This window comes from Sulfitobacter mediterraneus (genome assembly GCF_016801775.1).
GTDB lineage: Bacteria > Pseudomonadota > Alphaproteobacteria > Rhodobacterales > Rhodobacteraceae > Sulfitobacter > Sulfitobacter mediterraneus_A.
The window spans coordinates 1,320,523-1,337,711 of record NZ_CP069004.1; the positions used below are offsets into that span (position 1 = coordinate 1,320,523).

17 protein-coding genes are annotated in these 17,189 nt (G+C 59.9%); 12 read left to right on the top strand and 5 right to left on the bottom strand.

Annotated features, from left to right (window positions below):
• The first annotated feature begins 53 nt into the window (after positions 1-53).
• The 3 genes from JNX03_RS06455 to JNX03_RS06465 all read left to right on the top strand — a co-directional run bounded on the left by JNX03_RS06455 (position 54) and on the right by JNX03_RS06465 (position 3,434).
• Positions 54-1,352, top strand: coding sequence for a hypothetical protein (locus tag JNX03_RS06455; protein WP_203212157.1), 1,299 nt, complete (start codon positions 54-56; stop codon positions 1,350-1,352).
• A 72-nt stretch (positions 1,353-1,424) separates the two neighbouring features.
• Positions 1,425-2,936: an Asp-tRNA(Asn)/Glu-tRNA(Gln) amidotransferase subunit GatB gene (gene gatB, locus JNX03_RS06460; RefSeq protein ID WP_203211581.1), complete on the top strand. Its 1,512-nt coding sequence runs from the start codon at positions 1,425-1,427 to the stop codon at positions 2,934-2,936.
• Between the two features lie 24 nt (positions 2,937-2,960).
• Positions 2,961-3,434, top strand: coding sequence for a thioesterase family protein (locus tag JNX03_RS06465; RefSeq protein WP_203211582.1), 474 nt, complete (start codon positions 2,961-2,963; stop codon positions 3,432-3,434).
• Here JNX03_RS06465 and JNX03_RS06470 read toward each other — a convergent pair whose 3' ends face one another.
• The gene (locus JNX03_RS06470) at positions 3,435-3,839 is read right to left on the bottom strand and encodes a group III truncated hemoglobin (RefSeq protein ID WP_203211583.1); all 405 of its coding nucleotides are present in this window, start codon (positions 3,837-3,839) and stop codon (positions 3,435-3,437) included.
• Positions 3,836-3,991: a hypothetical protein gene (locus JNX03_RS06475; protein WP_203211584.1), complete on the bottom strand. Its 156-nt coding sequence runs from the start codon at positions 3,989-3,991 to the stop codon at positions 3,836-3,838. The genes JNX03_RS06470 and JNX03_RS06475 overlap by 4 nt, the downstream gene beginning before the upstream one ends.
• 62 nt (positions 3,992-4,053) lie before the next feature.
• Between JNX03_RS06475 and JNX03_RS06480 the strand changes: the two genes are divergently transcribed.
• Positions 4,054-4,497, top strand: a complete 444-nt coding sequence (locus JNX03_RS06480; RefSeq protein ID WP_231024157.1) for an RrF2 family transcriptional regulator — start codon at positions 4,054-4,056, stop codon at positions 4,495-4,497.
• Positions 4,498-4,587: 90 nt separating this feature from the next.
• The gene (locus JNX03_RS06485) at positions 4,588-5,094 is read left to right on the top strand and encodes a DUF4177 domain-containing protein (RefSeq protein ID WP_244968376.1); all 507 of its coding nucleotides are present in this window, start codon (positions 4,588-4,590) and stop codon (positions 5,092-5,094) included.
• A gap of 9 nt (positions 5,095-5,103) precedes the next feature.
• Here the strand turns inward: JNX03_RS06485 and JNX03_RS06490 are convergent, their stop codons facing one another.
• Positions 5,104-5,361: a BolA family protein gene (locus tag JNX03_RS06490; protein WP_203211587.1), complete on the bottom strand. Its 258-nt coding sequence runs from the start codon at positions 5,359-5,361 to the stop codon at positions 5,104-5,106.
• Positions 5,362-5,436: 75 nt separating this feature from the next.
• Between JNX03_RS06490 and JNX03_RS06495 the strand changes: the two genes are divergently transcribed.
• The 7 genes from JNX03_RS06495 to JNX03_RS06525 all read left to right on the top strand — a co-directional run bounded on the left by JNX03_RS06495 (position 5,437) and on the right by JNX03_RS06525 (position 13,772).
• Positions 5,437-6,063 carry a J domain-containing protein gene (locus JNX03_RS06495; RefSeq protein ID WP_203211588.1) on the top strand — a complete coding sequence of 209 codons (627 nt, stop codon included), beginning with the start codon at positions 5,437-5,439 and terminating at the stop codon, positions 6,061-6,063.
• 130 nt (positions 6,064-6,193) lie between these two features.
• On the top strand, positions 6,194-7,861 hold the full coding sequence (locus JNX03_RS06500) for a tetratricopeptide repeat protein (RefSeq protein WP_203211589.1): 1,668 nt from the start codon (positions 6,194-6,196) through the stop codon (positions 7,859-7,861).
• 116 nt (positions 7,862-7,977) lie between these two features.
• Positions 7,978-8,964, top strand: a complete 987-nt coding sequence (gene cobS, locus JNX03_RS06505; protein WP_203211590.1) for a cobaltochelatase subunit CobS — start codon at positions 7,978-7,980, stop codon at positions 8,962-8,964.
• A gap of 21 nt (positions 8,965-8,985) precedes the next feature.
• Positions 8,986-9,690 carry an aspartate/glutamate racemase family protein gene (locus tag JNX03_RS06510; RefSeq protein ID WP_203211591.1) on the top strand — a complete coding sequence of 235 codons (705 nt, stop codon included), beginning with the start codon at positions 8,986-8,988 and terminating at the stop codon, positions 9,688-9,690.
• Complete coding sequence (gene cobT, locus JNX03_RS06515; RefSeq protein WP_203211592.1) at positions 9,683-11,560, top strand: cobaltochelatase subunit CobT; 1,878 nt, start codon at positions 9,683-9,685, stop codon at positions 11,558-11,560. Before JNX03_RS06510 ends, cobT begins: the two co-directional genes overlap by 8 nt.
• Positions 11,561-11,603: 43 nt before the next feature.
• Positions 11,604-13,394, top strand: coding sequence for an aminopeptidase P family protein (locus JNX03_RS06520; protein WP_203211593.1), 1,791 nt, complete (start codon positions 11,604-11,606; stop codon positions 13,392-13,394).
• Positions 13,395-13,427: 33 nt separating this feature from the next.
• Positions 13,428-13,772, top strand: coding sequence for a DUF427 domain-containing protein (locus tag JNX03_RS06525; RefSeq protein WP_203211594.1), 345 nt, complete (start codon positions 13,428-13,430; stop codon positions 13,770-13,772).
• Positions 13,773-13,784: 12 nt separating this feature from the next.
• Here JNX03_RS06525 and JNX03_RS06530 read toward each other — a convergent pair whose 3' ends face one another.
• Positions 13,785-15,470, bottom strand: a complete 1,686-nt coding sequence (locus JNX03_RS06530; RefSeq protein ID WP_203211595.1) for a chloride channel protein — start codon at positions 15,468-15,470, stop codon at positions 13,785-13,787.
• A 64-nt stretch (positions 15,471-15,534) separates the two neighbouring features.
• A complete protein-coding gene (recN, locus tag JNX03_RS06535; RefSeq protein ID WP_203211596.1) occupies positions 15,535-17,184 on the bottom strand; it encodes a DNA repair protein RecN in 1,650 nt (549 codons plus the stop codon).
• Between the last annotated feature and the right edge of the window lie 5 nt (positions 17,185-17,189).

The following is a 17,189-nucleotide window of genomic DNA, read 5'->3' on the forward strand; positions in this document are numbered from 1 at the left end:
CAAATCAGGGGCAGATTGGACCTCGAACACAAATCGCCAGGACCAAACCCGTGATGAAAACGCTGAACGACATTCTGCAAAAACACGCCAGCCCCCTGCTTGGGCTGCTCGATAAATCGCGTGTTGGCACCCGTCGCGGCAAATCTCGCCGGCAAGAGGACGCGATGGATCCGATTGTCCCGCTGGCGCCCCTGGTCAAACGTGACACGCTGCGCATTGCATGCCCTGATCCCACCGCCGAAGACACCCTGCGCGACCGCCACATCCGGCAGGCGCAGGCCTTGGTGCGCCAGGAACGCTGGGCGGAGCTGACCCAAACCATCAAAGATGCGGACATGCGCCGCGAAATGACACCGGGTGCGATGCCGGTGGCCGATCTCATGGCATATGGCGCCCGCGCCGATGTTGTTGCCGCCGCTGAACATGCCTTGATGGATGGAAAACCAGCCAAGGGCGCGCCCCTGTTGGCCGGGATTGAAGCGCTGGAACATGTGTTGGCAGAAAACAAGGGTGATCACATCATCGGGTCGATCGTCGCCCAGGCGCATATGGACATCGGCTGGGCCTGGCGCGGCAACGGCTGGGACGGGGATGTACCGGAACTGAATGCCAACGCCTTTGCTGCGCATTTTGACCGGGCCACTGACATCATCTCTGACTTTAATATTCAAATCCACCAATCGGCGCTCTTGGCGGGCACGGCATGTGCCCTCTTGGGCGGCACTGCGCCCGGCAGGCTACCGGTGGCAGACCGCTATGAAAAGCTGATTGATTTGAACCCTGCCAACCCGCGTGTGATGCGGGCGATGGGCAACCACCTGTTGCCGCGCTGGTACGGCTCTTATGATGAGCTGGAACTGGAGGCACGCCGCACCGCCGCCCGCACCACTGACACATGGGGCGCCGGTGCCTACACCTGGGTCTATTTCGACGCGATCTTCAACGACGAAGGTGCCTGTGCCAACCTCGATTTGCCGTTCTTTATCGAGGGCTTGCACGACATCCTTGAACGCCGCCCCGATCCATATACTGCCAATCTGCTGGCCGCCTATTGCGCCAATGCCATTGGGCAGGCGATCTCCGGCAATGATGATGTGGATCAGATCCGCTCGCAAATCGCGGATTGCGCCCATTGGATTGTGCGCCGCCACCTGACCGAACTGCACCCGATGATCTGGGCCCATGCCGCCCGCGGGTTTGACAACAATCTGCGCATCCGCTCTGCCACACGTTTTGCCGAAGCGGGCCGCGAAGATGCCGTGCGGATCATCACAAAACTCTTCCAACGCGAAATAGCGGCCGGAAAACGTATCGTTTTCACCGACACAGGGCCAATTGCACGCGCCGGATAAGCCGCAGCCTCTTGCAGCACCCCGCCCCCTGTCCTATGACCTTCGACGTTCGCCAACGCACGAGGGCCTTCCATGCTTGATCTGACTTACGACACCCCAAAACCACGCGTGATCGCGGGGGCCAAGAATGACTGGGAACTGGTCATCGGGATGGAGGTGCACGCACAGGTGCAATCCAACGCCAAATTGTTCTCAGGTGCCTCGACCAAATTCGGTGCAGAGCCGAACAGCAACGTGGCTTTCGTGGATGCCGCCATGCCCGGCATGTTGCCGGTTATCAATGAATATTGTGTGGAACAGGCGGTGCGCACCGGCCTTGGCCTGAAGGCGCAGATCAACCTGAAATCTGCCTTTGACCGGAAAAACTATTTCTATCCCGATCTGCCGCAGGGCTATCAGATCTCCCAGCTTTATGAACCGATTGTCGGTGAAGGCGAAGTTCTGGTTGAGATGGGCGATGGCACCGCGCGTTTGGTCCGGGTGGAACGCATCCACATGGAACAGGACGCAGGCAAATCCATCCACGACATGGATCCGAACATGTCTTTTGTGGATTTGAACCGTACGGGCGTCTGCCTGATGGAGATTGTCAGCCGGCCCGACATTCGCGGCCCCGAAGAGGCCGCCGCTTATCTGGGCAAGCTGCGCCAGATCCTGCGCTACTTGGGCACCTGCAACGGTGACATGCAGTCGGGCGCGATGCGGGCCGATGTAAACGTGTCAATCTGCCGTCCGGACCAGTATGAGAAGTATCAGGAAACACAGGACTTTTCCCACCTCGGCACCCGCTGCGAGATCAAGAACATGAACTCCATGCGCTTTATCCAGCAGGCGATTGAAATCGAGGCGCGCCGCCAGATCGCGATTGTCGAGGCGGGCGGCGAAGTTGTGCAGGAAACCCGCCTGTTTGACCCAGACAAACAGGAAACGCGGTCCATGCGGTCTAAGGAAGAGGCGCATGATTATCGCTACTTCCCTGATCCCGATCTGCTGCCGCTTGAGATTGAACAGGCCTGGGTGGATGACATCGCGGCCAATCTGCCCGAACTGCCAGACGCGAAGAAATCTCGCTTTATCAGCGACTTCGGGCTGAGCGATTATGACGCTTCGGTGCTGACCGCAGATCTGGATTCGGCGGGCTATTTCGAAGCCGTGGCCAAAGGCCGTGACGGCAAGATGGCTGCGAACTGGGTGATCAACGAATTGTTCGGCCGCCTGAAAAAAGACGACAGGGACATCACACAAAGCCCGGTGTCCCCCGCACATTTGGGTGCCATCGTGGATCTGATCGCATCTGACGCAATCTCTGGCAAAATCGCCAAGGACGTCTTTGAAATCAGCTATACCACGGGCCGCGAGCCGGGCGAGATTGTCGAGACCGAAGGCATGAAGCAGGTCACGGACACCGGCGCCATCGAGGCCGCAGTGGACGAGATCATCGCCGCCAACCCTGATCAGGTCGCCAAGGCCAAGGAAAACCCCAAACTGGCAGGTTGGTTTGTGGGTCAGGTGATGAAAGCAACTGGCGGCAAGGCCAATCCAAAGGCTGTGAACCAACTGGTCGCGAAAAAGCTGAACTCATAAACGGGGCCACCCGCAGGAGCGCCAATGACCCAGCTTTTCCGATCCCGTCCGCTCAAGGTTTTGCCGGAGTGGATTGATTTCAACGGCCATCTCAACATGGCCTATTACAACGTGTTGTTTGATCACGCGGTGGATCACGCATACGAGCAGTTGGGCTTTGGGCCAGAGTATCAAAAGACCGGCTGCACCACCTATGTTGCGGAATGCCACATCTGTTATCTGCGCGAATTGCATGAGGGCGACGAGGTCACGGTCACGCTGCAATTGATTGATTATGATGAGAAACGTTTCCATTATTATCAAGAGATGTGGCATTCGGATGGCTGGCGTGCAGCGACTGCCGAAGGGCTGACGCTGCATGTTGATCAATCCGGCCCGCGCGTGGCACCGATGCCGGACGACATTCAGAAAAAGCTGGCGGCGTTCAAGGCCGGGCAAGGCGAAATGCCTCTTCCAGACCGTGTGGGCCGCAGCATCGGGATCAAGCGCAAGACCTGATCACCCCAGATCCGGCAGCGCTCCGAACCCGCCGCGCTGCGCCAACAGGCCAGACCGCAACCCCTGCCCGATCCGGTGCGCAAGCGCCGACCATGCCTGTGCGGATGTTTGCGGCAACTCGCGCTGCAACACCTCGTCAAACAAGGTGAGCCAACCTGTAAAATGGTCGGGATGCACCGATTTGGCCTTGAGATGAACCTGCATGGGATTGCCCGAATAGCACCGCTCTCCCAAGATCGCATTGCGCCAGAAAAGAACGATCTTGTCCTCGTGGCTGGGCCAATCGGCAACATGGCCGCCAAACACAGGCCCTAGTACCGGATCGTCCCGCACGGCGCTGTAGAAACTGCGCACAACGCGGATGATCTCATCCGCATCCACGTCAAATCTCGGCGGAAGGCTCATACGGCAAACACCCAAACGGCGATCAACATCACGACGGTGTAGACCAAGGTATTGATCATCCAGCGGATCAAGCCCGCGTCCGAGGTCGGCTCCACCCCGATCCATTTGCAAAACTGGGTTCCAGGCCAAAGGATAAGATCTGATAGAGTCATGTCGCACCTATAATCGGTATTTTCGATGCGGCTTTTATAACGCTTCTAAATACGCATTGTAAATGCTAAATAAAGCCATGCAGCTCGATAAATTCTCAGACTATGCCCTGCGCATCCTGATGGCGCTGGCGGTGCACCACCCAGAAAAGATGGCGGTGGCCCGCATCGCAAAGGTCTATAACCTGTCTGAAAACCACCTGTCCAAAGTGGCCTCTGCCCTTGTGCGGGGCGGGTTTCTACGTTCCGAACGGGGCCGCGCAGGTGGGTTAACTCTGGCTCGGGCGGCAGATGAGATCAGCATCGGCGCGGTCATTCGTCATCTCAAAGAGGACGAGCCGGTGGTGGAATGCTTTGGCCCGAACTGCCAATGCCGCATCGAATCTGCCTGCGGTCTGCGCGATCCGCTGGCCCAGGCCAAGGAGGCGTTCTTTGCCGCGTTGGACCCTTATAGCCTCGCCGATGTCTCTGCCAATCGCGGCGCATTGGCCAGTTTGCTTGCCCCATGAACGGATAACATTCCCTTTGGGCGCGTCATAAGGTAGACAGCGCGCAGATTTTAAAGAGATGTTCCTATGCCCCGTTACGAATACAAAGTTGTGCCCGCCCCGACAAAAGGTCTCAAAGCGAAGGGATTACGGACACCGGAGGCCCGGTTTTCCAATGCGCTTCAAGCGCTGATGAACACACTTGGTGGCGATGGCTGGGAATACCAGCGTGCGGAAACGCTGCCGAGTGTCGAACGGTCCGGTCTGACATCATCAACAACAGAGTGGCGTCACGTTTTGGTGTTCCGCCGCGCGGTGGAAACCCAGACCGAGGCCTTTACGCCTGAACTGTTGCCTGCCCCTGTGCCAGTGGAAATGCCCAAAGATCCTGCCCCCGAAAAGCCTGAAACGGCCGGGGAGTCTGAGGCGGAAAAGCCCTCGGAATTGGCTCCTGAAAAAGCTGAGGACAAGGCTACAGAAAAACCCGATGAACAGCCCAAAACACCTGTGGACAACCCTGTGGATAACGGCGTTGAAGACACTGATGATGTGGCCGGTATCGGCTCACCACTTGAGGTTCTTGCAAAGGCAAGAAATAAAACAAAATCAGATAATTAAGAGGCGCTCTTAAACGTCCAAATCAAGTGCCAGCGCGTGAATCCGGGCAATCAGCTCCGGCCCCAGTGCGGCGTGAACCGCCCGGTGCCGCGCTAACCTGTTTTTGCCTTCAAAATCCTTGGTCCGGATGCGCACATTGAAATGGCTTTCGCCCCCCTCTTGATAGCCCGCATGTCCGCGATGGCTTTCGCTGTCATCCACCACCAGAACCTCGCCATCGGGAAAGGCAGCGGTCAGCCGGTCTTCGATCTCTTGCGTTTTCGACATTTTTTTTCCGAAGCCCCTTCAATCTCGCTGCACAAAGTCTAAACTCTGCCGCCTGAGTCTAAAAGGTCTATCACTATGCCCAAACCAGATCCGTTCGGATTTGACATGTCCGTGTCCACATCGAAAAAGAAAAATCCGCGCGGTCGCCGTGGCATGTCCGGCGCGTCCGAGACATCGACACGGATCTGCGATCATGAGGGATGCGAGGAGGCGGGAAAGTTCCGCGCGCCCAAAGCACCCGATGTTCTGGACGATTATTTCTGGTTCTGCCAGCAGCACGTGCGCGAATATAATCTCAAGTGGAACTTCTTTGACGGCACCACCGAGGCCGAAATGAACGCCCAGATGTCCGAAGACAAGGTGTGGGAACGCAAGACCAAGCCGCTGGGCGATCCCGAAGCGCGCGCATGGGCACGTCTTGGGATTGAAGACCCGCATCAGGTTCTGGGTAAGAACGCGACTCAGAACCCCGGTCGCGGGCCACAGGCGGGCCGCCGCCTGCCCCCCACCGAACGCCGCGCCATCGAAATACTTGAAGCCAAGGACACATGGTCCAAGCCCGAGGTACGCAAGGCCTACAAGGCTCTGATCAAGGTGCTTCACCCCGATATGAACGGCGGCGACCGGTCCCAGGAAGAGCAGCTGCAAGAGGTTGTATGGGCATGGGACCAGATCAAAGGCAGCCGGAATTTCAAGGACTGATCTGAATATATCAGATTGATATCAAAACCTTAAAGGATCGCCCCGGCGGTCCTTTTGTTTTTTCATCTGCCGGGTCTGGGCAAAACCCATTGCAATTGGCATCCTGCGCCAAACCGCAGGAGCCGCGCAGATGAATTACCCTTATGATTTGGGCCGATACGGCCGCACCGTGACGACTGGCGCAGCGGACGCGCAGACATGGTTCGATCGCGGCCTCAATTGGATCTACGGATTTAACCACGAAGAGGCGGTTGCCTGCTTTATCAAGGCCGCCGCCGCAGATCCGCATTGCGCCATGGCCTTTTGGGGGCATGCCTATGCGGCCGGTCCCAATTACAACATGTCCTGGGATCTGTTCGATGACAAAGGCCGGGCGGAGGCGCTTGCCGCGTCCTATGACGCCACCCAAGCCGCCTTGGCGCAGATTGCCCATGCGTCCCCGCCGGAAGCGGCCCTGATCAACGCGCTCACCGCACGCTATCCACAGCGGGAGGTGATCGAGGACATGCACCAGTGGGATTATGACTTTGCCGATGCGATGCGCGCGGTTCACCACGCCTTTCCCCATGACGCCGACATCGCCACCATCTTTGTCGATGCATTGATGAACCTGACCCCATGGAACATGTGGAACCTCGAAACCGGCGCAATAGCCTTTGATGCGGCGACCGAAGAGGCGCAAGAGGTGCTGGAGCGGCACATGGCCATGCCCGGCGGCATGGCGCATCCCGGCATCCTGCATCTCTACGTTCACCTGATGGAAATGTCCCCCTTCCCCGAAAAGGCGCTGAAGGCGGCGGATGTCCTGCGCACTCTGGTGCCCGATGCGGGCCATCTGGTGCATATGCCCACCCATATCGACGTGCTGTGCGGGCATTATGAAAACGTCGTGCGTTGGAACGAAAAGGCGATCGAGGCCGATCTGAAATATTACGAGGCAGAAGGCGCGTTCAACATTTACACCGGCTACCGGCAGCACAATTATCACTTTGTGATCTGCGGCGCGATGTTTCTGGGACAGTTTGAGCCAGCCATGCAGGCCGTGCGGCAAATGGCAGAGACCGTCCCGCCAGAGCTGTTGGAGATCAAGTCACCCCCGATGGCCGATTATTTCGAAACGGCCTTGGGCAAAGAGCCCCATGTCCTGATCCGCTTTGGCATGTGGAACGAGATCCTGGAACTGGATCTGCCGGCCGATACCGAACTTTATTGTATGACCACGGCTTTTATCGAATACGCCAAGGCGCTGGCCCATTCCGCGCTTGGCAATGTACCGCAAGCCGAGTCGCAGCTTGAGGTGTTTCTGGCCGCCAAGGCGCGTGTGCCGGAAAGCCGCCTGTCGCATAATGTGCGCGGGGTTGACCTGTTGGACGTGGCCGAGGCCATGCTGCGAGGGGAGCTGACCTATCGCAAGCGCGACTATGACACCGCCTTTGCGCATCTGCGCCGGGCCGTGGCGCTGGATGATGCCCTGCCCTATGACGAACCCTGGGGCTGGATCCAGCCCACCCGCCATGCCCTTGGCGCGTTGCTTTATGAACAAGGGCAATATGCCGAGGCCGAACAGGTCTTTCGCGAGGATCTCGGCCTTGCCCCCGGCCTGCCCCGTGCCTGCGTGCATCCGGACAACGTTTGGGCGTTGCGCGGGCTTTATGACTGTCTGACCGCACAGGGAAAAACCGAAGAGGCACCCCATATCAAATTGCGCCTCGATCTGGCCAATGCCCGCGCGGATCGGCCCATTTTGGCGGCCTGTGGATGTGCCCAGGTTGCCGTGACGCAATGTTGCACCAAATAACTGGCCTTAAAGTCTGACAAACCATTAGCCCAACCCTTGCACCCATCGGACGAATGGTGAACAACGGTCCGGCTTGAGCCGCCCTTTGGGGCGCACCAGAGAAAAGGACAGGACAGATGGCCGACGGCGCGCTGGATATCGACACCAAACCAACCGAAGAAATCAGCGTCCGCGAGGTTTTCGGTATTGATACGGACATGGTTGTAAAAGGCTTTGCCGAACGCACCAACCGCGTGCCGGATCTTGACAGCACTTACAAGTTCGATCCCGATACGACATTGGCGATCCTTGCAGGCTTTAGCCACAACCGCCGCGTGATGATCCAGGGCTATCACGGCACGGGCAAATCGACCCATATCGAACAGGTGGCAAGCCGCCTGAACTGGCCTGCAGTGCGCGTCAACCTCGACAGCCACATCAGCCGGATCGACCTGATCGGTAAGGACGCGATCAAGCTCAAGGACGGCAAGCAGGTTACAGACTTCCAAGAAGGCATCCTGCCCTGGGCGCTGCGCAACCCGACCGCGATTGTATTTGATGAATATGACGCAGGCCGCGCCGATGTGATGTTCGTGATCCAGCGTGTTCTGGAAGTGGACGGCAAGCTGACCCTGCTGGACCAGAACCAGGTGATCACGCCCCACCCTTATTTCCGCATTTTTGCGACCGCCAACACCGTGGGTCTGGGTGACACGACTGGCCTTTACCACGGCACACAGCAGATCAACCAGGGGCAGATGGACCGTTGGTCTTTGGTGGCGACGCTGAACTATCTCAGCATTGATGCAGAAACCGCGATCGTTCTGTCCAAGAACCCGCATTACAACACCGAAGCGGGCCGTAAAATGGTCAAGCAGATGGTGACTGTTGCGGACCTGACGCGTACGGCCTTCATGAATGGTGAGCTTTCCACCGTGATGTCGCCACGTACCGTCATCGCATGGGCCCAGAACGCCGAAATTTTCCGCAATGTCGGCTATGCCTTCCGCCTGTCCTTCCTCAACAAATGTGACGAGCTGGAGCGCCAGACGGTGGCGGAGTTCTATCAGCGTCTGTTCGATGAGGAACTGCCCGAAAGCGCGGCCAGCGTTAGCTTGGGGTAAGCCAAAGCCTAAGGAGGCGTCATGCACTTAGGTTTGATCGGCGGCATCGGTCCGGCATCCACGGTTGTCTATTATCAAAAACTGACGTCTGCCCTGCGCGCATTGGGGCAGCCGCTGGAGCTGACCATCGTCAACGCGGATGCCAATGTTCTGGTGAAAAACAATCTGGCAGATGACCGCGCCGCGCAGGCAAAGGTCTATGCGGGATTGATTGACCGGCTCAAGGCGGCGGGGGCCGATTGTGCGGTGATCACCTCTTTGGGGGGGCATTTCTGCATTGAGGAAACCGTGCCGCTGTCCGCATTGCCGTTGATCAGCGGTGTGACCCCGCTGGACGGATACTTCACGCAGCAGGGCATCAAAACGGTTGGCTTGTTGGGAACGGCAGTGGTGATGCGCACAAAATTATACGGCCAGCTTGAGAACACCGCGGCCATTGCGCCCGATGACATCGCCGGCGCGGGCCAAACCTATCTCGATATGGCGTTGTCGAGCATCTGCACCGACGCGCAGCGCAGCTATTTCTTTGAGCAGGGTCAAAGCCTGATCGACGCTGGCGCGGATGCCGTCGTTCTGGCAGGCACCGATCTGAACCTTGCGTTTGACGGGCGCGATGTTGGCTATCGGGTGATTGACGCGCTAGACATACATATCGACCTTCTGGTCAAGCTGGCCACGGGGGCGGCTGATCTGAACGAGCATGCAATGGGGGCAACCAATGTCTAAACCATCCGACAATCCCGCAGATGCGTTCAAAAAGGCGCTTGCCGAAGCGTCCAAGGTCATGGCCAATGATCCCGAACTGACGGTCAGCTATTCGGTAGATCCCTCCGGCCTGTCCGGCGACACCATGCGCCTGCCGCAAGTGACCCGCCGCATGACCCGCGAAGAGGTCTTGCTGGCCCGTGGAACCGCCGATGCGCTGGCGCTGAACCGGCGCTATCACAACGGCCAGACCCACGCACGCTATGCCCCGCAAGGGGAAATGGCGCGCGATCTTTACGAGGCCATGGAGACCGCCCGCTGCGAAGCGGTGGGCGCGCGCGACATGCCCGGCACCGCAGGTAATATCGACGTCAAAATCAAACATGACGCCCTGCGCAAGGGCTATGATCAGGCCAGACAGGCCAGTGACGTGCCACTGGCCACCGCTGCGGGCTATCTGGTGCGACATCTGGCCACCGGGCGCGACTTGCCCCCCGGCGCGGACAACGCGATGGAGCTGTGGCGCGGTTATATCGAGGAACAGGCCGGCGGTACGCTGGACACCCTTGGGGATATTCTGGAAGACCAATCCGCCTTTGCCAAATTCGCCCGCCAGATGATCAGCGATCTGGGTTATGGCGATCAATTGGGCGATGATCCCGACCAGCTTGACGAAGACATGGAAGACGAGGCCGAAGAAGGCGCGGAGGAAGAACAAGACCCCGACAGCACCGGCGAGGACGATCAGGACGAAGACGACGCCGAAGGCAGCGCCGAGCAAAGCCAGGAAGAACAGCAAGACAGCGCCGAGGCGCAGGTCTCGATGGACGAAATGGCCGATCAGGAACTGGGCGAAGAGGCCGAGATGCCAGAGGGCGAGGCCCCGCTTGAGCCGCCTGCTCCGCAGCCGGTCTCGGACGCGGATCCCAATTATCTGGTCTATATGGACACCCACGACGAGGTGATTGGTGCCGAAGATCTGGCAGAGCCGGTAGAGCTTGAACGCCTGCGGGCCTATCTCGACCAGCAGCTTGAGCCGCTCAAGGGCGCGGTCAGCCGTCTGGCCAACAAGTTGCAACGCCGTTTGCAGGCCCAGCAGAACCGGTCTTGGGAATTTGACCTTGAAGAGGGCATGTTGGACGCGGGCCGGTTGGCGCGGGTTGTGGCCAATCCCACGACGCCGCTGTCCTTCAAGGTCGAGAAAGACACCGAATTCCGCGACACGGTTGTGACGCTGCTGCTCGACAACTCAGGCTCCATGCGCGGTCGGCCGATTTCCATCGCCGCGATCTGTGCCGATGTTCTGGCCCGCACGTTGGAGCGGTGTAACGTCAAGGTCGAGATTCTCGGTTTTACCACCCGCGCCTGGAAAGGCGGGCAGGCTCGCGAGGCGTGGCTGAACGAAGGTCGCCCGGTGCAGCCCGGTCGCCTGAACGATCTGCGCCACATCATCTATAAGTCCGCTGACGCCCCGTGGCGGCGGACCCGGCCCAATCTGGGGCTGATGATGAAAGAAGGCCTGCTGAAGGAGAACATCGACGGTGAGGCGCTGGAATGGGCGCACCGCCGGATGCTGGCGCGGCATGAAGCCCGCAAGATCCTCATGGTGATCTCGGACGGGGCGCCGGTGGATGACAGCACCCTGTCGGTGAACCCCGCCAATTATCTGGAAAAGCATCTGCGCGATGTGATCGCCATGGTCGAGAAACGCAAGGCTGTGGAACTGCTGGCCATCGGTATCGGCCATGACGTCACGCGCTATTACGACCGCGCGGTGACGATCACCGATGTGGAGCAATTGGCCGGTGCAATGACCGAACAACTGGCGGCGCTGTTTGACAGTGATCCACGGGCACGGGCCCGCGTCATGGGTATTCGCCGAGCCAGTTGAGAGCGCTGGATTGAGTTTTTTGAGCCAAATGAAGGAGGGGCGGATGTTCCAGAGTTTCGAGGTCACCGCACGCCCGGAACAGGGGCCTCCCCGTCTGGCCGCGCTGCGCCAAGAGTTGACCGCAGAGGGCCTTGATGGGTTTCTCATTCCCCGCGCCGATGCCCATCAGGGCGAATATGTTGCCCCCCGTGATGACCGGCTGGCCTGGCTGACCGGGTTTACCGGCTCGGCAGGCTTTTGTGCGGCGCTGAAAGACGTGGCGGGCGTGTTCATTGACGGGCGCTATCGCACACAGGTCAAGACGCAGGTCGCGGCAGAATTTACACCGGTGCCATGGCCGGAAATGTCTTTGGCGCAGTGGCTCAAGGACCAATTGCCCAGCGGCGGCGCAGTTGGGTTTGACCCCTGGCTGCACACCGCAGGACAGCTGGAACAACTGGCCGAGGCACTATCCGGCACCGGTATAGAAATGCGGACCTGCGCCAATCTGGTGGACCGGATCCGGGCGGATCAACCTGCCCCGCCGATGGCACCGGCCAAGGTACACCCCATTGAGTTTGCTGGCGAAAGCCATGAGGACAAGCGGGCACGGCTGGGCAAGTCTTTGCAAAAGGCAGGCCATTCCGCAGCCCTGATCACCCTGCCCGACAGCCTGTGCTGGCTGCTGAACCTGCGCGGCGCGGATATTCCGCGCAATCCGGTGATGCATGGCTTTGCGGTGCTGCATCAGGACGGCGCGGTGGATCTGTTCGCTGCCGCCTCCAAGCTGCAAGCGGCAACAGACCATCTGGGGGCGGAAGTCACGGTACATAACCCCGAAACACTGATCACCTTTCTGCAACAGCTCAAAGGCCCGGTGCGCATCGAAAAGCAAAGCGTTCCGGTCATTCTGGCCGAAGCTTTGCGCGATGCTGCGGTCTTTGGCGATGATCCCTGCGCCCTGCCCAAGGCTTGCAAGAACGCCGCCGAGATCGCCGGATCAGCTCAGGCGCATCTGCGCGACGGGGCCGCGCTCTGCGAAGTGCTGGCCTGGCTGGACGCGCAGCCCGTGGGCAGCCTGACAGAGACACAGGTGGTCAGCCAGTTGGAGGCAGCGCGGCGCAAGGACAATGCGCTGCAGGACATCAGCTTTGAAACCATCGCAGGCACCGGCCCTAATGGCGCGATCATGCATTACCGCGTGACCGAAGACAGTGACAGCCGCCTGGAAGACGGTCATCTGCTGGTGCTGGACTCCGGCGGGCAATATCTCGATGGCACCACCGACATCACCCGCACCATTGCCATCGGCACACCACCTGAAGAGGCCAGCGCTGCCTTCACCCGCGTTCTGTCCGGAATGATTGCCATGAGCCGCCTGCGCTGGCCGCGCGGGCTGGCGGGACGTGATATCGAGGCGATTGGCCGCATGCCGCTGTGGCTGGCTGGGCAAGACTTCGATCACGGGCTGGGGCACGGCGTTGGCGCTTATCTCAGCGTGCATGAGGGGCCACAACGGCTCAGCAAACTCAGTCATGTGCCGCTGGATACGGGCATGATCCTGTCGAATGAGCCGGGCTATTACCGCGAGGGCGCCTTTGGTATCCGGATCGAGAACCTTTTGGTGGTCGAAGACGCACCAGATTTGGCCGGCGGCGACGCGCACCGTAAAATGCTGCATTGGCGCACGCTCAGCTTTGCGCCCATCGACCGGAGGCTGATCCTGCCTGCACTGTTGGACCCGCTGGCGCGTACATGGCTCAATGCCTACCACGCCGAGGTTGCAGAAAAAATCGGCCCGCGGGTATCGCCTGTTACAAAACTATGGTTGGATGCTGCCACCGCCCCGATTTGACGGGGAAGAAGAACGCTTTTGGGGAGAAACAGCATGGCCGATCACATCACAATTACACAATCCGATGCCAATTGGACCGTGCGTGCCGGTGGTGCCGTTCTGGGCGAAACCACCAATGCCCTGATCCTGCAAGAGGGCGATTATCCCGAGGTTGTCTATTTCCCGCGCAGCGATATTGCCATGGCGTTTCTGGATGAAACGGACAAAACCACCCATTGCCCGCACAAGGGTGATGCCCGCTATTTCTCTGTGGTGACCAAAAGCCGAACGCTGGAGAATGCGGTTTGGTCCTACGAAAACCCGCATGAGGCCGTGGCGGCGATCAAGGATCATCTTGCCTTTTATCCCATCGAGGAAATCACCGTCGAACAGATCTGATCCCGCACCGGGTCAGGAGTGTTCTTCTGCCGCTGTGGCGGCCAGGGCCCTGTTGTAGACCTTAAGCGCATCGACGTGGAACAACGCCCCGAGCAGTTCGGGAGGCGCATCCGAGCTGAGCGTCACGACCGGAATGAACCGTGCGCCTGATTGCTCAAACACCGGCAGCGCAGCTTCAAGCGTGGCGGTGCCGTCGATATAGGTGCCTTCGTTGATGAGATCCCAACAGGCGGCGTCATCCGCCGCCCTCGGATCATCCGGCCGGCGCATGATCCGCGCCACCATGAACATCGACAGCAGATAAGCCTGCGGCCCTGCGGCCAGATGAATGCCGCGCCGCTCGATCTGGGTCAGGAAGAAACTGCGATCGACGATGCGCGAGGCCAGCGCGGTAGACATGCTGACCGCGACCATCACCGCAAGACCGGTTTGCCAATCCCCGGTCAGCTCAAAGACGATCAATGTGGTGGAAATCGGCGCACCCAGCACCGCTGCGGCCACCGCGCCCATACCCGCCAGCGCATAAAGCGAGGACGAACCGGAGACATCGGGAAACACGCCGGTGGCAATCAGGCCAAAGCCCAGGCCCGTCAGCGCACCGATCATCAACGAGGGCGAAAACACCCCGCCGCCCATGCGCCCGCCCAAGGTGATGGAAACCGCCGCCACCTTGAGCACGGCAAAGATGATTGCCTCGTGCAACACCAATTGGCCGGTCAGTGCGTGAGACGTGGTTTCATAGCCCACGCCAATGATATGCGGAAACCAGATCGCAATGACGCCAAGGATCGCCCCCGCCACCGCCGGGCGCAGCCATCGCGGCAATTTTGTCGCCTTTTCAATGACATCACCAAAGTCTTCGGCCCAAAAGATTCCCCGCATCAAGACCACAGAGACCAAACCGCAAGTGAGCCCCAGCAGCAGGAACGCGGGCAGCTCGACATAGAATTGCAGATCGCCATAGGTCGGCAGGATAAACTCGGTGACGCCGCCAAACTCCCAGCGGTTGATCACTGTGCCCGCTACAGATGCAATAACGATGGGTGCAAAGGCATGTACGGCAAAATGCCTCAGCACCACCTCAAGCGCGAACAAGGCCCCTGCAATGGGGGCGTTGAAGCTGGCCGATACCGCCGCCGCCACTGCGCATCCCAGCAGATCCCGCCCCGTTATACCATCGGCGTTTATCCGGCGGCTGACCCATGTGGAAATCACCCCCGCCAGATGCACGACCGGCCCTTCGCGCCCCGACGACCCACCGGTGCTGAGGGTGATCATTGACGACAGCGCCGAGGCGAGCCCGGCGCGGGTCTCGACCCGGCCATCATGCATCGCCGCGCCAAGGATCACGTCACTGACGGACCGCGACCGCGCATCATGGGTGAAGAAATGCAGGATCAGCCCGACAATCAACCCGCCAATGGTGGGGATCAAAACGATATAATACCACGGCACTCCGGTGAGGAAACTATGCAGGTTCTGCACATCTTCCGTTCCGTAAAGAGTGGCCTGTAGCCAATTGATCCCTTTACGAAAAAACAGTGCTGCGAAACCGGCGGCGATGCCGATCAACAGGGCAATAAACCAAAAGGTGATCTTGCCCGGACCACGGGTGCGAATGACCTTGAGACCATCACGGCAGGCGCAGACCGCCTGGTCAAACTGCTGTGCAAGAAAGGAAGGCGGGCGTTCGGTCATGTCACCACCGGCAACGAGGATCGATCAGATCGGAGCAAAGACTTATGACATTGCCCCATCCCGCCTACCCCGCCAACAAGGCCTCGGCGGCGGCGCGGGCGGCGTCGGTGATCACGTCCCCCGACAACATCCGCGCCACTTCGTCCACCCGGTCCGCAGGGGTCAACGGCACCACGGTTGAGGTGGTGATCCCCTTGGCCACGCCTTTGGCCACGCGCCAGTGATGCGCCCCAAGGGCGGCCACCTGCGGCGAATGGGTGACAACCAGAACCTGCCCTCCCTCGGCCAGCGCCGACAGACGTCGCCCGACCGCATCGGCGGTTGCCCCGCCCACACCGCGGTCAATTTCGTCAAAGATCAGGGTCAGCCCCGACTGGCCTTGGGTCAGGCAGACCTTGAGCGCCAGCAAAAAGCGGCTGAGTTCACCGCCAGAGGCGATTTTGCCCAGCGGGCCAGCGGGCGCACCGGGGTTGGTGGCCACGGTAAAGGACACGCCATCGCGTCCGTCCGGGCCGGGATCTTCGGCGGTGATTTGGGTTTCGAACACCGCCCGCTCCATCTTGAGAGGGGCCAGCTCTGCCGCGACAGCCTTGTCCAGCTTGGCCGCGGCCTTGGCGCGGCTCCGGCTCAATGCTTCTGCTGCGGCCTCATAAGCAGCTTCGGCATCGCGGACAGCCTGTTCAAGCGCGGCCTGCGCTGCCTCGCCTGCGTCCAATGCATCCAGCTTGGCCCGCAGGGTATCGGCAAATCCGGCAAGATCGTCGGGGGCCACATCATGTTTGCGCGCCAGTCCGCGAATGGCAAACAGGCGCTCTTCGGCCTCTTCCAGCTCAATCGGGTTAAAGGACATCGCATCAATCGCATCAGCCACGCCGGACATCGCCTCGTCCAGTTCCATCATCGCCCGGTTCAGCGCCGCCATCGGTGCCTCAAGCGCCCCTTCGGCCTGTGCGGCCGCACCATCGAGCCAGCGCAGCGCATCGCCCAATTGCCGCTCCGCACCGTTCTGGCCCATCATCTCATAGGCGTTGACCACATCGCTGCGGATCTTTTCCGCGCCCTGCATCATCCGGCGTTTGGTATCCAGCGTGGCCTCTTCGCCTTCTTGTGGGTCCAGCTTGTCCAGTTCGGCCACCGCATGGCGCAAGAATTCTTCTTCGGCTTCAATAGCTTCGCGTTCATCTGCTGCGATCTTTGCAGCTTTTCGCGCCGCCGCAAGCGCAGACCATGCCTTGCGCACATTGATTTGTGCCGCACCGTTGCCGGCAAAATCATCCAGAATGGCCCGGTGCCCGCGCGGGTTCAGCAAACCGCGGTCGTCATGCTGCCCGTGCAATTCCACCAGGGTTTCGGACAGTGCCCGCAACACCTCGCCCGAACAGCGCCGGTCATTGACCCAGGCGGTCTTGCGCCCGTCGCGGCCATTGATCCGCCGCAGGATCAACTCATCCCCATCAGGCAATCCCGCCTCTTGCAAAACAGCACGGGCCGGGTGCCCCTCGGCCAGATCGAACCATGCTGTGACCTCGCCCTGCTCCGCCCCCTGGCGCACCAGATCGGCGCGGCCGCGCCAACCCAGAACAAATCCCAAAGAATCCAGAAGGATAGACTTGCCCGCACCGGTTTCACCGGTCAGCACATTCAACCCCGGTTGAAAGCCAAGCTCCAGCCGGTCAATGATCAGCATGTCCGATATATCAAGCCCGCGCAGCATCAGAT

Coding starts and splice junctions, on each gene's coding strand:
- JNX03_RS06455 (WP_203212157.1), top strand. CDS start 54: ATGAAAACGCTGAACGACATTCTGCAAAAACACGCCAGCCCCCTGCTT.
- gatB (WP_203211581.1), top strand. CDS start 1,425: ATGCTTGATCTGACTTACGACACCCCAAAACCACGCGTGATCGCGGGG.
- JNX03_RS06465 (WP_203211582.1), top strand. CDS start 2,961: ATGACCCAGCTTTTCCGATCCCGTCCGCTCAAGGTTTTGCCGGAGTGG.
- JNX03_RS06470 (WP_203211583.1), bottom strand. CDS start 3,839: ATGAGCCTTCCGCCGAGATTTGACGTGGATGCGGATGAGATCATCCGC.
- JNX03_RS06475 (WP_203211584.1), bottom strand. CDS start 3,991: ATGACTCTATCAGATCTTATCCTTTGGCCTGGAACCCAGTTTTGCAAA.
- JNX03_RS06480 (WP_231024157.1), top strand. CDS start 4,054: ATGCTAAATAAAGCCATGCAGCTCGATAAATTCTCAGACTATGCCCTG.
- JNX03_RS06490 (WP_203211587.1), bottom strand. CDS start 5,361: ATGTCGAAAACGCAAGAGATCGAAGACCGGCTGACCGCTGCCTTTCCC.
- JNX03_RS06495 (WP_203211588.1), top strand. CDS start 5,437: ATGCCCAAACCAGATCCGTTCGGATTTGACATGTCCGTGTCCACATCG.
- JNX03_RS06500 (WP_203211589.1), top strand. CDS start 6,194: ATGAATTACCCTTATGATTTGGGCCGATACGGCCGCACCGTGACGACT.
- cobS (WP_203211590.1), top strand. CDS start 7,978: ATGGCCGACGGCGCGCTGGATATCGACACCAAACCAACCGAAGAAATC.
- JNX03_RS06510 (WP_203211591.1), top strand. CDS start 8,986: ATGCACTTAGGTTTGATCGGCGGCATCGGTCCGGCATCCACGGTTGTC.
- cobT (WP_203211592.1), top strand. CDS start 9,683: ATGTCTAAACCATCCGACAATCCCGCAGATGCGTTCAAAAAGGCGCTT.
- JNX03_RS06520 (WP_203211593.1), top strand. CDS start 11,604: ATGTTCCAGAGTTTCGAGGTCACCGCACGCCCGGAACAGGGGCCTCCC.
- JNX03_RS06525 (WP_203211594.1), top strand. CDS start 13,428: ATGGCCGATCACATCACAATTACACAATCCGATGCCAATTGGACCGTG.
- JNX03_RS06530 (WP_203211595.1), bottom strand. CDS start 15,470: ATGACCGAACGCCCGCCTTCCTTTCTTGCACAGCAGTTTGACCAGGCG.
- recN (WP_203211596.1), bottom strand. CDS start 17,184: ATGCTGCGCGGGCTTGATATATCGGACATGCTGATCATTGACCGGCTG.